Here is a 13,503-nt window from a genome sequence, read left to right on the forward strand (position 1 = left end):
CCCCGGCTTCCCGCTGACCCGTCAGCGATCGCTGACGGGTCGGCGTCGAACGCGCGGTGACCCGTCAGCGATCGCTGACGGGTCGGCGAGGCGGCGAGGGCTGGCGACCCGGACCCGGCGCCGGACGCCGTCGACGACGGCGGCCAGGACGTCGTCCCAGCGGTCGTCGTGGGTGCCGTGCTCGACCGCGCGGGCCAGGTCGGCGTCGTCGTGGCACCCGAGGCCGGCGAGCAGCCGTGCGTGCGCGCGCTCGTCGTCGACCGCGACGAGCTCGCGGACGACGGTGTCGAGGACCCCACGCGCGACCCGGGCCTCGAACCCGGCCGCGCCGGGCTGGCGCATCGGGCCGCCCTCCAGGTAGTCGCGGACCCCGCCGAGCAGGTCGACCGCCGTCGGCCGGCCGTGCACACCGGTGGCGCCGACGGCCGGGCCGGTGGCGCCGGTGGATGCCGCAGGGACGCCGTCGCCCGGCAGCGCGTGCCCCAGCTCGAGCAGCACGTCGTGCTCCTGCTCGCACGCGCGTCGACCGATCGCGACCAGCTCCACCGAGCGCTCGACGCCGCTCAGGTGCCGCTCGGCCATCACGCCGCACATCAGCCCCCACCGGACCGTCCCCCAGAGCTCCCACCAGCGCAGCTCGTCGAGGCCGGGACGCCAACCCGCGACGGCGGCGTAGCCGTCGAGCAGGTCCTCGCGCGACCCGAGCCCGCCGACCGGCGGCTCCGCCCCGAAGCGCCAGACCTTCGCGCACAGCCACCCGAGGTCCTCCAGCGGGTCGCCGAGGTGCACGAGCTCCCAGTCAAGCAGCGCGGCCAGGCCGTCGGGGTCGACCACCACGTTGCCGAGGCGCAGGTCGCCGTGCACCAGCACCGGGTCCCGCCGCGCCGGGGCGTGCTCCCGCAGCCAGCGCAGCCCGAGCGCGATCCCGGACGGCGGCGGCGCCGGCCCACCGAGGTCGGCCAGGAGCAGGTCCACCGGGTCGCCCGCGGTGGCGGTCACGACCGCCGGCGGCGCGGCGGCGTGCACCCGGGCGGCGGCCTCGCCGAGCGCGCGGGCCAGGCCGGCCCGCGCCCCGGCGTACTGCTCGTCACGCAGGATCCGCCGGGCGATCGTCTCCCCCGGCACCCGCCGCATCACCATCAGCGTCCCGCCCAGGTCGGGCGCCGCCTCGACCCCGAGGACGTCGGGCACCGGGGTGCCGGTCGCGGCGGCGGCGGTGATCGCGGCCGCCTCGGTCGCGAGCGGGACGCCGCGCGCGTCGTCGAGCGCGATCCGCGCCACCGCCGCGACCGCCTCGCCGCCGACCAGGAGGTCGACGCTCCACGTCTCGCGGCTGGCGCCGCCGGTCAGCCGCACCACCGAGGAGGCCGCCGTCGCGCCGGCGACCCGGGCGGCGGCGGCGCCGACCAGCGCGGCCCGGTCGGCCGGCTCCGGCGCGGCACTCACAGGAACCCGAAGAGGTGCCCGGCGACGCGACGGATCTGGATCTCCTCGCTGCCCTCGGTGATCCGGTAGCGCCGGTGGTGGCGGTAGATGTGCTCGAACGGCTCGTGGCGGGTGTAGCCCAGCCCGCCGTGCACCTGCATGGCCCGGTCGGCGGCCTCGCAGACCAGCCGGTTGGCGCGGTAGTTGCACATCGACACCAGGTGGCCGACCTCGACCGGCGACCGGCCGGCGGCCCGGACGTCGTCCAGCGCGACGGCGGCACGGTGCACCAGCGCGCGCAGCATGGTGGCCTCGGTGTGCAGCTCGACGAGCGGCCACTGGATCGCCTGGCGGGTCGCGAGCGGCCGCCCGAACGTCGTCCGGTCGCGGGCCCGCTCGACGGACCGGTCGATGCAGTACTGCGCGGCGCCGAGGCTGCCGGCGGCCTGGCGGATCCGGTTCTCGTGCACGAAGGCCTGGGCGACGTCGAGGCCGGCGCCCTCCTCACCGAGGATCGCGGTCCCCGGCACCCGGACGTCGCGCAGCTCGACCTCGGCGTGGTCGGTGGGCATGTTGAGCGTCCACCAGTAGAACGGGACGTCGACGCCCGGCGTGTCGAGCGGGACGACGAACGCGGTGATCCCGCGGGCGGCGCCGTCGTCGCCGGAGGTGCGGGCGAACACGACGTCGTGCGTGGTGTCGTGGCCCAGGGTGTTGAACCGCTTGGTGCCGTTGATGACCCAGTCGTCGCCGTCGGCGACCGCGGTCGTGGTCATCCAGGTCGCGTCGCTGCCGTGCTCGGGCTCGGTGAGCGCGAAGGCCAGCCCCTTCTCGCCGACGATCGAGGCCTCGACCAGCTCGGCGCGCTGCTCGTCGGTGCCGAAGCGGGTGAGCAGCTCGACGAAGACCAGGTTGCCGACGATCGAGTGCTCGGTCTGGAGGTCGTTGTGCAGGCCGAGCCCGCGGTGGGCGAGGTGCTCGCGGACGACGGCCATGTCGAGGTTGGTGGCCCCGCCGCCACCGAGGTCGCTCGGCAGGCCCCAGCGGAAGTGCCCGGCCGCGTCGGCGCGCCGGCGGGCCTCGTCGAGCAGGGCGACCCACTCGGCCCGCGGCACGCCCCCGCGCTCGACGTCGGTGCGCGCGAACTCGCGGCGGTGGTCGAAGAACCGGGCGTTGTCGTCCTGCTCCTCGAGCGGGCGGATCTCGGCGTCGATGAAGGCGTCCAGGTCGGTCAGGACGGCGCGGGTGCGCTCGGGGATCTCGAAGTCCACGGGTTCTCCTCAGGTGAGTCGGTCTCGGGCGAGCTCCACCAGCCGGGCGGGCCGGCGGCGCAGGGCCTCCAGCGGCTGGGGCGGGTCACCCATCTGGCCGCCGGCGTAGCGCAGGTGGACGCCGTGCGCGATGCACGCCAGGCGCCACAGGGCGAAGGCCTCGTAGTAGGCCAGGCCCGCGACGTCGCGACCGGTGAGCTCGGCGTACCGGGTCGCGACGGCGTCGGCGTCGACGAAGCCGGGCAGTCCCTCGGGCGCCCACGCGTCGAAGTCGCGGCCGCGCCACCAGGCGACCAGCCAGCCGACGTCGACGAGGACGTCGCCGCCGGTGCAGAGCTCCCAGTCGACGACGGCCGCGACCTCGCCGCCGGGCGCGACGATGAGGTTGCCCGGCCGGTAGTCGCCGTGCACCAGTCCGGTCGCCGTCTCCTCCGGCGCCCGCGCGGCGAGCAGGTCGTGCACATCGAGCAGGCCCTCGGGCACGGGTCCGGCGTCCAGCACCTGCGCGCGCCAGCGACGCAGCTGGCGCACCAGGTACGACGCCCGGGGGCCGGACCCGGTCCGGGGGCCGACCCCGGCGACCTCGGGCGGCACGTCGTGCACGGCCACGAGGGTCCGCACGCACGACTCCACGAAGGCGGCCCGGGCCGGCAGGTCGAGCTCGTCGGCGGCGCGGTCACCGTCGAGCACCACGCCGCCGACGAAGTCCATCAGGTAGAACGGCGCCCCGGTGACCCCCGGGTCGCGGCACACGCCGGCCGCGGGCGCGACCGGCACCGGTGTGCCGGCGAGCCCGGTGATGATCTGCCACTCCCGGACGACGTCGTGCGCCGTCGGCCGCAGCTCGCCGACGGGCGGTCGGCGCAGCGCCCAGCAGCGGCGCTCGCCGTCCTGCTCGTCGACCCGGTAGGTGAGGTTCGACTGGCCGCCGCCGACCGAGGTGTAGGTGAGCGGCCCCCTGACGTCGAGCTCGGCGGCGAACCACGCGTGCAGGCCGTCGGGGTCGATGCCGGGGAGGCCGCCCGCCGTCACGCGCCCACGGGCTCGAGCATCGTGGCGAGCCGCCCGGTGATCAGCGCGTGCGCCTCGGCCATGATCCGCTCGACCAGCTCGCCGGCGGTCGGGATGTCGTGGATCAGGCCCTGGACCTGCCCGACCGACCAGACGCCGGCCTCGACATCGCCGGACTCGTAGACCGAGCGACCGCGCTGCCCGTCGACGAGGTGGCGGACGTCCTCGAACGCCTTCCCCGAGGCGAGCAGCTCGACGGTCTCGCGGCTGACGGCGTTGCTGGAGACCCGCGAGGTGTTGCGCAGCGGCCGGAAGATCAGCTCGGTGTCGCGCTCGTCGGAGGCGACGATCCGCTCCTTGACGGAGTGGTGGATCGGCGCCTCGGCGGTGCACATGAACCGGGTGCCCATGTTGATGCCGTCGGCGCCGAGGGCGAGCGCCGCGACCAGGCCGCGGCCGTCGGCGAACCCGCCCGAGGCGACCATCGGGATCGTGACGTGCCGGCGGGCGGCCGCGATGAGGATCAGGCCCGGGACGTCGTCCTCGCCGGGGTGGCCGGCGCACTCGAACCCGTCGATGCTGATGGCGTCGACGCCGACCGACTGCGCCTTGACGGCGTGCCGCACGCTCGTGCACTTGTGGATGACGCGGACGCCGTGCTCGCGGAAGAACTCCATGTGCGGTGCCGGGTTGGCGCCCGCGGTCTCGACGATAGTGACGCCGGCGTCGACGATCGCGTGCCGGTACTCGTCGTAGGGCACCGGCTTGATGGTCGGCAGGATGGTGAGGTTGACCCCGAACGGCTTGTCGGTGAGGTCCCGGGTGCGGCCGATCTCACGCACCAGCGCCTCCGGCGTCGGCTGGGTGAGGGCGGTGACCAGGCCGAGCCCGCCGGCCGCGGAGACGGCGCCGGCGAGCGGCGCGGTGCCGACCCACTGCATGCCGCCCTGCACGACCGGGTGCTCGACGCCGAAGGCCTCGGTGAACGCGGTGCGCATCAGATGCCCCGGCTCGGGCCGGCGTCGGTGGTCGAGGCGCCGGCGAGGCCCGCGGTCTGCAGCGCGGCCTGCTTGGCGCCGTCGAGGTCGTAGTGCTTGCGGGTGACGATCCGCTGGGCGTAGAGCCCGCCGCCGGCCTGGATGTTGGTGACCAGCTTCCAGCCGCCGTAGGCGTCGGCGGTCAGGTCGCGGATGGCGTGGAAGAGGCGGGTGCGGTACTCGCCGTCGATCTCCGGCTTCGTCGACATGTACTTGCGGACCAGCGGGCCCACCTCGGGGTTCTCGAGGTCGGCCATGGACGGCGCGGTGACGATCGCGGCACCGGCGATGTCGTGCAGGTGGCGGACGAGCTTGTGGTACTCCGTGGCGCCGGTGTACTTGCCGGCGTTGGTGTAGAGCTCGTTGGGGAACACGGCGCCGAAGACCCCGGTCTCGGCGTGGCTCAGCGCCGCCTCCAGGCACGCGCGGACGACCGTCGCGTGGATGATCATCTCCGAGATCTTCTCCCGGACGTGGCTGATCCTCTCCAGCCCGTTGGCCTCCGCGACGAGCTGCGCGAACCCGACCAGGACGTCGGCGCCGTCGGCCATCGCGCTGAGGCCGCCGAGCCGCTCCCACAGGCCGAGCGAGTGCGCGAAGACGGCCGCGCTGCCGGTCTCACCGTCGAGGAAGACCCGCTCGTGCGGCACGAAGACGTCGTCGAAGATGACGAAGCCCTCGGGGAAGTGCTCCTGGCCCGACATCGGGAAGATGCGGAGGTCGTCGTGCCGCGGCGCGTAGGTGGTGTTGACGATCTTCACGCCCGGGGCGTTGACCGGGATCAGCGCGGCGACCGCGTAGTCCTCCTCGCCGGGCTTCATCGCCTTGGTCGGGATCGTCATCAGCTCGTGGCCGAACGACGCCGCGGTGATGTGCAGCTTGGCTCCGCGGATCACGATGCCGTCGGCCTGGCGGTCGACGACCCGCACGTAGGCGTCCGGGTCGCTCTGCTTGACCGGCGAGAGCGACCGGTCGCCCTTGGCGTCGGTGATGCACTGGGTGATCCGGATGTCGCGCTCCTGCGCGTCGGTGACGAACGCCTGGATCCGCTCCGCGTACTCGGCGCCCTGGCCGGCCAGCCGGCTCGCGGCCGTGGTCAGCGTCATCAGGGAGGTGTAGTTGACGTGCGCCATCATCCCGGCGGTGTGGACGAGCTCGACCTTCTCGCGCAGCTCCTCCGGGGTGGTCGGGACGCCGCTGACCGGGCTGACGCCGTCGACGGCCTTGAGGGCGAGCCAGTCGTAGCCGTCCGCGACGTTGTCGACCACGGTGCCGAGCACCGGGTGGCCCGGCAGGTCGGTGACCCGCTCGCCCTCGAAGAAGGTGGCGCGGCCGTCGTCGAGGCTGGCCCGGTACTGGTCTCCGGTGAGCATGCGGTTCTCCTGGGGTGGGTCGGTGGTCGGGCGGTGGTCTGGTGCTGTCTGGGCGGGTCAGGCGGTGGTCTGGGCGCGGCCGCGGTCGCGGATCGCCGCGCGGCGCTCCTCGACCCGGGCCGGGTCGAAGCCGCGGGCGAGCCAGTCGCGCGAGGTCGCGGCCTCGATCGCGAAGCCCTCGCCGACCTGGGCCTCCTCGATCCGGCGGTACGACGCCAGCAGCTCGCGCACGGCGTCCTGCTGGTTGCCGGCGATGGTCGCCGCGATGGCGTGGACGGTGGGCAGCAGCTCCTCGTGCGGCACGACCTGGGTGACCAGGCCGACGGCGGCGGCCTGGTGGGCGTCGAGGAAGTCGCCGGTCAGGCTCATCCGGCGGGCGGTGCCGCGACCGACCGCGAGCGGCAGCAGGACCGACAGGCCCCAGCCCGGCAGCACGCCGACCCGGGCGTGGGTGTCGGCGAACCGGGCCCGCTCGGAGGCGACCAGGAGGTCGCAGTTCAGGGCGAGCTCGAGGCCGCCGGTCACGGCGACGCCGTTGACCGCCCCGATCAGCGGCTTGGTGAGCGTCGGCCACGGCAGGTGCGCCGGGCCACCGCCGCCGTCGGCGCTGGTCGCGCCGAGCGAGAGGTTCTCCCCGGAGCTGCCGAGCTGCTTGAGGTCCAGCCCGGCGCAGAACGCCGGGTCGGCGCCGGTCAGCACGACGACCCGGACGGCGTCGTCGGCCCCGACCTCGGCCATCGCGGTGCGCAGGGCGGCGATCAGCTCGGCGCTGAGGGCGTTGCGGGACGCCGGGCGGTTGAGCGTGAGGGTGGCGACGCCGTCGCTCCGCTCGACGAGCAGCACGTCGCTCACCGGCCGGTCCAGACGGGCGGGCGCTTCTCGGCGAAGGCGATCGCGCCCTCGCGGGCGTCGTCGGACTGCCCGACCGGGCGCGCGATCCGGTCCTGCTCGGCCCAGCGCCGCTCCTCGCTCCAGTCGGCCGACTCCACGATGATCCGCTTGCTCGCGGCGACGGCGAGGGGGCCGTTGGCGGCGATCTCGCGGGCCAGGGCCAGCGCGGCGTCGAGCGCGCCACCGTCGTCGACGAGGCGGTTGACCAGGCCGAGGGCGGCCATCCGCTCGGCGCCGACGTGGTTGCCGAGCAGGGCGAGCTCCATCGCGACGTGGTACGGGATCCGCTCGGGCAGCCGCAGCAGCCCGCCGCCGGCGGCGACCAGGCTGCGCTTGGCCTCGGGGATGCCGAACGCGGCCCCGCGGGCCGCCACCACCAGGTCGCAGGCCAGCACGATCTCGAAACCGCCGGCCAGCGCGTACCCCTCGACGGCGGCGATCAGCGGCTTGCGGGGCGGCCCCTGCACCAGGCCCGCGAAGCCGCGGCCCTCGACGACGGGGTTCTCGCCGCGCACGAACGCCTTGAGGTCCATGCCGGCGCAGAAGTGCCCGCCGGCGCCGGTGATGACGCCGACCTGGAGCGCCGGGTCGTCGTCGAGGCGGGTCATCGCCGCGGCGATCGAGCGGGCGACGTTCTCGTTGACGGCGTTGCGGGCGCGGGGGCGGTCCAGGGTGACGACGAGGACGCCGTCGACCACCTCGACGTGCACCTCCTCGGCGCTCTCGTCGTTCGGGTCCGTGGTGTGGCTGGGCATGGCTGACCTCCCGATCAGGACGCGGCGTCGAGGACCGACGCGGCGAGTCGCTCGACGGCCGCGGCGCGGCCCCCGAGCAGGGCCGCGTCGCCGACGGCGCGCTTGTAGTAGAGGTGGGTGGGGTGCTCCCAGGTGAAGCCGATGCCGCCGTGCACCTGCACGGTGTTCTTGGCGAGCGCCGGGAAGGCGGCGGCGGTCACCACGGTGGCGAGGTCGACGGCGGTGCGGGGGTCGTCGTCGGTGGCGCCGTCGAGGGTCCACGCCGCGTGGTAGGTCACCGAGCGGGACTGCTCGACCGCCACGAGCATGTCGGCACAGCGGTGCTTGACACCCTGGAACGACCCGATCGGCCGGCCGAACTGGAGCCGGCCCTTGGCGTGCTCGACGGAGGTCTCGAGCAGCCGGGCCCCGGCGCCGACGGCGCCGGCGGCCAGCACCAGCGCCCCGACGTCGCGGGCCGCGGCGACGGCGGCGACCGCCGCGGCCCCGGCGGTGCCGATCGGCGTGGCGGGGGTGGCGTCGAACCGGACGAGCGCGAGCCGCCGGGTCTGGTCGAGGGTCGTCTGCGGCGTCGTCCGCAGGCCCTCGGCACCGGCCCGGACGACGTGCAGGCGCGGACCGTCGGGTGTCCGGGCGAGGACGAGCAGGGTGTCGGCCGCCGCGGCGTCGAGCACGTGGGAGGCGGTGCCGGTGAGCCGGACCTCGGTGCCGCCGTCGGTGCCGCCGTCGGTGCCGCCGTCGGTGCCGCCGTCGGTGGTGACGTCGGTGGTGTCCGGCGACCAGCGGCCGCGGGCGTCGGTGGCGACCAGGGCGAGCACGGTGCCGCCGTCCACGACGCCGCCGACGAGCTCGGCGGCGAGGCCGCCCGGGTCGTCGCCGACGTGGGACAGCGCGGTGCCGGCGAGCGCGACGGTGCCGAGCAGCGGGACGCCGGCCAGGGTGCGGCCGAGCTCCTCGGCGAGCAGCGCGAGCTCGACGTGGCCGGGGGCGCCCGGCTCGCTGTCGCCGCCGAGCGCGGCGGGCAGGGTGAGCCCGAGGACGCCGAGGTCGGTCCCGAGGGCGCGCCAGGCGTCGCGGTCGAAGCCGTGCTCGGTGTCGAGCTGGGCCCGCACGGCGGTCTCGTCGAAGGTCCGGGTCGCGAACGAGCGCGCCAGGTCGCGCAGCGAGCGCTGCTCGTCGGTGAGGTCGAACTCCATCGGGGCTCCTACGGGGGGTCGGGGGTCGGTGTCAGCCACGGGGCACCTCCCGCCACGGCTTGCCGGTGTCGACGCGGACGTCGCCGGGCAGCCCGAGGAGTCGCTCGCCGAGGATGTTGCGCAGCACCTCCGAGGTGCCGCCCTCGATCGTGTTGGCGCGCGAGCGGAGGAAGAGCCGGCCGTAGTCCTCTACCGGCTCGCCGCCGGGCCCGCCGGGCCCGCCGGTCTCGTCGGTCTCGTCGGTCTCGTCGGGCGGGCCGTACCCGCTGTAGAGGGCGGCGTCCGGGCCGAGGACGTCGAGGCAGAACTCGTAGACCTCCTGGTTCAGCTCGGCACCGGTGAGCTTGCCGATCGAGCCCTCGGCGCCGGCGGGCCTGTCGCCCTGCTCGATGCGGAACCGGTCACCGGTGAGGCGGGCGGCGTCCGCGCGGGCGAACAGCTCGACCAGACGGGCCCGCAGCTCCGGGGTGTGCAGGTCGGGTCGCGAGCGCCACAGCCGCAGGGCCGAGCCGATCGACCCGCTGCCGCGGACGCTCGAGCCGCCTCCGATGGCGCTGCGCTCGTTCATCAACGTCGTCATGGCGACCCGCCAGCCCTCGCCGACCTCGCCGAGCCGGTGGCTGTCGGGGATCCGCGCCTCGGTGAGGTGGACCTCGTTGAACTCCGCCTCGCCGGTCATCTGGCGCAGCGGGCGCACCTCGACGCCCGGCCCGTGCATGTCGAGGACGAAGTAGGTCAGCCCCCGGTGCTTGGGCTGGTCGGGGTCGGTTCGGGCCAGGAGCAGGGCCCACCGGGCGAGGTGCGCGCTGCTCGTCCACACCTTCTGGCCGCTCACCACCCACTCGTCGCCGACCTTCTCGGCGCGGGTCGCGAGCCCGGCGAGGTCGGAGCCGGCGCCGGGCTCGCTGAACAGCTGGCACCAGAGCTCGTCGCAGACGTACAGCGGGCGCAGCAGCCGCTCCGACAGCTCGGCGCTGCCGTGGTCCAGCACCGTCGGTGCGGCCATGCCGTAGCCCATCGGGTTGAGCCAGAACGGGATCGGGCCGCCGGCGCCCTGCAGGATCTCGTCGACCGCGGCCTGGACGCCGGGCTCGGCCCCGAGCCCGCCGAGGCCCTCGGGGAAGTGCACCCACGCGAGGCCGGCGTCGAAGCACGCCTCGAGGAACGCGCGGCGCGGCGTGCTGGTGGGCGGGTGGGACGCGACGACGGCGCGGGCGGCGTCGAGCGCCCGGGCCCGTCGGGCCCCCGGGTCGCTGCCGGTGCCGGTGCCCGTGCTGCTGGTGGTGGTAGCGGTGCTCACTGGTCTCCTCGGGTGGTCATCGGTCCTCGAACGCCGGCGCGCGGCGTTCGCGGAAGGCCGCGGCCGCCTCGTCGTGGTCGCGGGTGAAGGACGTGAGGGTCTGGGTGCGGTTCTCCAGGTCGATGCCGGCCTGGAGGCTGCCGACCTCCAGCTGGCTCCACATGACCTCCTTGGTCATCCTGACCCCCATCGGGCTGTTGGCACAGATGGCTCTCGCAGTGAGCAGGACGCTGTCGAGCAGCTCGTCGTCGGGCACGACCCGCGTCACGAGGCCCATCCGGTCGGCCTCGTCGGCGTCCACGAGCCGTCCGGTGAGCAGCATCTCGAAGGCCCGCGAGGCCCCGACGAGCCGCGGCAGCAGCCAGCTGACGCCGATGTCGCAGCCGGACAGCCCGATCCGCACGAAGGCCACGTTGAAGCGGGCGGTGCGCGCCGCGATCCGGACGTCGGCGGCCAGCGCCAGCGCCAGCCCGCCTCCGGCGGCCGGACCGTTGACCGCCGCGATGACCGGCACCGGCAGCGCGCGGAGCCGGGGCACGAGCGAGGCGATGTGCTGCTGGAGCCACATCCGCTGCTGCGGGGAGAGGACGTCGGCGTCCTGGTTGCCCAGGTCGTACTCGGTGAGGTCGAGACCGGCGCAGAACCCCCGCCCGCGCCCGGTGAGCACCAGTACCCGGACGGTCGGGTCGACGGCGACCTCGTCGAGGACGGCGTGCAGCTCGGCCAGCAGGTCGGGCGAGAGCGCGTTGAGCCGGTGGGGCCGGTCGAGGGTGAGCAGCGCGATGCCGGGCTCGGGCCGGCTCAGCTCCAGGGTCCGGTACGTCGTGGCCATCAGGTGGTCCGGGCGCGCTGGTTGAAGGGCAGGTCCTTCTCGGGGTCCGGGTCCTTGGGGAGCCCTAGGAGCCGCTCGGCGATGATGTTGCGCTGGATCTCCGAGGTGCCGCCGGCGATGCTGGTGGTCTTCATCGCCAGGAAGTCGTGCGCGGCGGACGGCGTCGGCTCGCCCGCCGGCCACGCGAGGACGCCGAGGGGGTCGACCTCGGCGGCGAGCGCGCCGGTCTCCTCCTCGATCTGGGCGTTGACGAGCTTGCGGACCGATCCCTCGGCGCCGACGGCGGTGCGACCGGCCTCGGCGTAGGAGCGGACGGTGGTCATCTGCAGCGCGCGCTCCTCGACGAGCAGGAGCAGCAGCCGGTCACGCAGCACCGGGTCGGCGAGCGCGCCCGTCTCCGCGGCGCGGCGCAGCAGGTCGTCGGAGCGGCCCTCGCCCACGGCGGGCCGGCCGGTGAGGCCGTTGCGCTCCTGCATCAGGGTGGTGATCGCGACCGCCCAGCCGCCGTTCACCTCGCCGAGGAGGGCCTCGGGCGGCAGGTGCACGTCGGTCAGGAAGACCTCGTTGAACTCGGCGTCGCCCGTCATCTGCCGCAGGGGGCGGGCCAGGACGCCGGGCGTCGTCATGTCGACGAGGAAGTAGCTGATCCCGCGGTGCTTGGGCAGGTCGGGGTCGGTGCGGGCCATGAGGAGGCCGAAGTCGGACAGGTGCGCGAACGAGCTCCAGACCTTCTGCCCGTTGACGACCCAGGTGCCGTCGCCCTGGCGCTCGGCGCGGGTGCTGAGCCCGGCGAGGTCGGAGCCCGCGCCGGGCTCGCTGAAGAGCTGGCACCAGCGGTGCTCGCCGCGGGCCAGCGGCCCGAGGAAGCGCTCCTTCTGGGCGTCGGTGCCGTGCTCGATGATGGTCGGCCCGCCCAGGGCCAGCCCGACGAAGTCGGTCATCGAGCGACCCACCCGGTACTGCAGCACCGCCTCGGCGACGCCGCCGGCCGCCGCGGCCGACAGGCCGAGGCCGCCGAGCTCGCGGGGCCAGGTGGGGGTCGAGAGGCCGGCGGCGCCGAGCGCGGCGTACCACGCGGCGCCACGCTCCTCGTCGTCCAGGAACGCGGTCACCGCGTCCCACTCGGCGCCCAGCGCGGCCGCGAGGACGTCGTCGGGCAGGTGCTCGCGCAACCAGGCGTCGGCGGCCGCGAAGGCCTCCGACTCGGTCGCGTCGGCGGAGAGGTCGAGCAGCATCAGGAGACCCCCTGGAGGTCGGGGTGGGTGTGGGCCAGCAGCCGCTCCCGGGCGTGCCGGGTGTCGCCGAGCAGCGTCGCGTCGAGCCGGGCGCGGCGCAGGAACAGGTGCGCGTCGTGCTCCCAGGTGAAGCCGATGCCGCCGTGCAGCTGGATGCAGTCCTTGGCGGTCTGCAGCAGCGCGTCGGAGCAGTAGGACCGGGCGACGAGCGCGCCGAGTTCGAGGTCGGCCGAGCCGCGCTCCTGGAACGCCGCCCAGTACGCCGCCGAGCGGGCCATCTCGACACGGACGGCCATGTCGGCGAGCCGGTGCTTGACGCCCTGGAAGCTGCCGACGGGACGGCCGAACTGGCGCCGGGTGGTGGCGTGCTCGGCGGTGCGACGGACGACCTCGGCCGCGGCGCCGACCTGCTCGGCGGCGAGCAGCACCGAGGCGACGCTGCGGACCCGGTCGGCGACCGCGACGCCGTCCAGGTCGCCGAGCACCTGGCCGGGGGCGTCCGCGAGCCGCACGGTGGCGCTGGGCCGGGTGAGGTCGAGGCCCTCCTGGCGCTCGCGGGTGACGCCGTCGGCGGTGCCGTCGACCAGGCACCAGCGGGCGCCGGCGTCGGTGCGGGCGAGGACGAGCAGGAGGTCGGCGTCCGCGCCGTCGAGCACCAGCTGCTTGGTGCCGGTGAGCCGGACGGCGCCGTCGGACGTCGGCCCCGTGGCCGTCGTCCGCACGGTGCCCGGGCTCCAGGCCCGGCCGTCCTCGGCGAGGGCGACGGCGACCGTGGCGCCCCCCTCGGCGATCCGGCCCAGCAGGTCGCCGGCGGCGTCGGCGACCGGCGCGAGCTCGCGCAGCACCTCGACGGCGAGGACCGCGGTCGACAGGAACGGGCCACCGTGCAGCACCGCGCCCATCTCCTCCAGGACGACGGCGACGTCGACGAGCGAGCCGCCCACCCCGCCGTGCTCCTCGGGCACGTCGAGCGCCTGGAGCCCGAGCTGCTCGGCCATCGTCGCCCACAGCTCGGTGTCGTGCCGGACGCCGTCGGCGGCGAGCGCGCGGGCCCGGTCGACGGGGGCCCGGGTGGTCATCAGACGGCGCACCGCGACCCTCAGGTCGCGGTGCTCGGACGTCCAGGTGAACTCCATCGTTCTCCTCCAGCGTCGTTGGGTCGAGCGGGTCGAGCGGG

Annotated in this window: 12 protein-coding genes; all 12 read right to left on the bottom strand. The window is 75.2% G+C overall.

All coding sequences use genetic code 11. From position 1 onward, the window contains the following. Positions 1 to 21: 21 nt before the first annotated feature. From E4623_RS06135 to E4623_RS06190, 12 genes are read right to left on the bottom strand one after another with little or no spacing between them, the layout of a single operon-like run. Entirely contained in the window at positions 22 to 1,446 is a 1,425-nt protein-coding gene (locus tag E4623_RS06135; RefSeq protein ID WP_209020537.1) for a phosphotransferase, read from the bottom strand. Then, positions 1,443 to 2,696 carry an acyl-CoA dehydrogenase family protein gene (locus E4623_RS06140; RefSeq protein WP_134765649.1) on the bottom strand — a complete coding sequence of 418 codons (1,254 nt, stop codon included), beginning with the start codon at positions 2,694 to 2,696 and terminating at the stop codon, positions 1,443 to 1,445. Before E4623_RS06140 ends, E4623_RS06135 begins: the two co-directional genes overlap by 4 nt. Before the next feature lie 9 nt (positions 2,697 to 2,705). Beyond that, the gene (locus tag E4623_RS06145; RefSeq protein ID WP_134765650.1) at positions 2,706 to 3,728 is read right to left on the bottom strand and encodes a phosphotransferase family protein; all 1,023 of its coding nucleotides are present in this window, start codon (positions 3,726 to 3,728) and stop codon (positions 2,706 to 2,708) included. Further along, the gene (locus E4623_RS06150) at positions 3,725 to 4,705 is read right to left on the bottom strand and encodes a nitronate monooxygenase family protein (protein WP_134765651.1); all 981 of its coding nucleotides are present in this window, start codon (positions 4,703 to 4,705) and stop codon (positions 3,725 to 3,727) included. The genes E4623_RS06145 and E4623_RS06150 overlap by 4 nt, the downstream gene beginning before the upstream one ends. Beyond that, entirely contained in the window at positions 4,705 to 6,117 is a 1,413-nt protein-coding gene (locus E4623_RS06155) for a 4-hydroxyphenylacetate 3-hydroxylase N-terminal domain-containing protein (RefSeq protein WP_134765652.1), read from the bottom strand. The genes E4623_RS06150 and E4623_RS06155 overlap by 1 nt, the downstream gene beginning before the upstream one ends. Before the next feature lie 57 nt (positions 6,118 to 6,174). Continuing rightward, positions 6,175 to 6,969, bottom strand: coding sequence for an enoyl-CoA hydratase (locus E4623_RS06160; protein WP_134765653.1), 795 nt, complete (start codon positions 6,967 to 6,969; stop codon positions 6,175 to 6,177). Next, positions 6,966 to 7,763: a crotonase/enoyl-CoA hydratase family protein gene (locus E4623_RS06165; RefSeq protein WP_134765654.1), complete on the bottom strand. Its 798-nt coding sequence runs from the start codon at positions 7,761 to 7,763 to the stop codon at positions 6,966 to 6,968. Before E4623_RS06165 ends, E4623_RS06160 begins: the two co-directional genes overlap by 4 nt. Before the next feature lie 14 nt (positions 7,764 to 7,777). Further along, a complete protein-coding gene (locus E4623_RS06170; RefSeq protein WP_134765655.1) occupies positions 7,778 to 8,959 on the bottom strand; it encodes an acyl-CoA dehydrogenase family protein in 1,182 nt (393 codons plus the stop codon). A 31-nt stretch (positions 8,960 to 8,990) separates the two neighbouring features. Further along, positions 8,991 to 10,259, bottom strand: coding sequence for an acyl-CoA dehydrogenase family protein (locus E4623_RS06175; RefSeq protein WP_134765656.1), 1,269 nt, complete (start codon positions 10,257 to 10,259; stop codon positions 8,991 to 8,993). Between the two features lie 16 nt (positions 10,260 to 10,275). Continuing rightward, entirely contained in the window at positions 10,276 to 11,091 is an 816-nt protein-coding gene (locus E4623_RS06180; RefSeq protein WP_134765657.1) for an enoyl-CoA hydratase/isomerase family protein, read from the bottom strand. Further along, complete coding sequence (locus tag E4623_RS06185) at positions 11,091 to 12,326, bottom strand: acyl-CoA dehydrogenase family protein (RefSeq protein WP_134765658.1); 1,236 nt, start codon at positions 12,324 to 12,326, stop codon at positions 11,091 to 11,093. Before E4623_RS06185 ends, E4623_RS06180 begins: the two co-directional genes overlap by 1 nt. Further along, a complete protein-coding gene (locus tag E4623_RS06190) occupies positions 12,326 to 13,462 on the bottom strand; it encodes an acyl-CoA dehydrogenase family protein (RefSeq protein WP_134765659.1) in 1,137 nt (378 codons plus the stop codon). The genes E4623_RS06185 and E4623_RS06190 overlap by 1 nt, the downstream gene beginning before the upstream one ends. Between the last annotated feature and the right edge of the window lie 41 nt (positions 13,463 to 13,503).

The sequence above is a fragment of the Nocardioides sp. 1609 genome (genome assembly GCF_004522105.1).
In the GTDB taxonomy this organism is placed as follows: domain Bacteria; phylum Actinomycetota; class Actinomycetes; order Propionibacteriales; family Nocardioidaceae; genus Nocardioides.